General features: G+C 49.6%; 1 protein-coding gene. It reads right to left on the bottom strand.

Translation table 11 applies throughout. The features are described from left to right. Window positions 1–178: 178 nt before the first annotated feature. On the bottom strand, window positions 179–1,165 hold a 987-nt coding region (locus tag E1189_RS02780), incomplete at its 5' end, for a hypothetical protein (RefSeq protein WP_196221111.1).

Below are 1,165 nucleotides of genomic sequence, written 5' to 3'. Positions count from 1 at the left end.
TTATTCGAAAGCAATGGTCCGGGTACTTATCGAGTTGCAATTCATCAAACTGCCTCCATTCACCCATATCAATGAGAATGCTTGCTATACCCAGTTTAATCTCTTTGGCCTGACGGGAGAGGGGCATCATCCCACTGGCCGTCATGTCGCGCAACCGGGTATAGATCTCCAGAGCGGCTCACGTATTACCGCCCATGCGCTGGAGATGTTTAGCCAGGGCCAGTTCGATATCCCTGTCATCACAGGGTACGTTTGCCTGCCCTCCGGCTGCCAGAGTGCGCAGCCAGGTGTAGATGTTATTGGCAGCTACCTGATTATCCTTGCCGCCCATGAGCAAGAGGTGATTGGCAAAAGCCAGCCCATTGGTTTTTCTCTCACTGAAAGATGCAGAGTGTCTTGCATAAAGGAACTCGAAAAGGGGTAAAGCTTCAACGAGATGGCCTTTCGCCTGTAAAGCCTGGGCTTTTACCATTATCACCTCTTTATTGTTTTGAAACTCTGGTGGAAGAGAATTAATGTACTCAACACACTCATCAAAATCGCTTAGAAGAAATAAAGCCTGGGCTTTTAATTGCATAACACGGACATATTGAGATGGGCTTCCCGAGTATTTTGTTAATAACGCCTCTGTCTTGGTTAATGCTCTTTGAGGGTTGGTTTCCAGAAGGCGGAAACTCTCATCTATGTCGTGAGCTGGCGGTATATAGGAGTCTTCCAAGCCGTGGTTAGGTCCATGACTACCAGAACTGCCTGGGCCTGGAGAGCTGTGTGTACTGAGGTCATAAGGCGCACGCTGGTTCTGAAGAGCCCTCAGACCTGCAATGACATTATCCAGCCCTTCGGTCCCATTGTCGCGCAGCCGGATATAGATCTCCAGAGCGGCTTTCGTATTACCGCCCATGCGCTGGAGATGTTGAGCCAGGGCCAGTTCGATGTCCCTGTCATCACAGGGTACGTTTGCCTGCCCTCCGGCCGCCTGGGTACGCAGTTGGGTATAGATTTCCAGAGCTGCTTTCAGATTATCCATGCAGCCTATGAGCCGGTGGAGTTCGGCCAGAGCCAGCCCATTGGTTTTTTTATCATTGAAAGATACTGAGTGCCTTTCATAAAGAGCCTGGAAAAGAGGCAAAGCTTCAGCGAAATGATCTTTTTCCTGTAAAGCCTT

The sequence above is a fragment of the Parendozoicomonas verongulae genome, assembly GCF_009711465.1.
In the GTDB taxonomy this organism is placed as follows: Bacteria; Pseudomonadota; Gammaproteobacteria; order Pseudomonadales; family Endozoicomonadaceae; genus Sansalvadorimonas; species Sansalvadorimonas verongulae.
The sequence above is the reverse complement of the archived record's forward strand: the minus strand, read 5'-3'. Positions and strand labels throughout refer to the sequence as shown.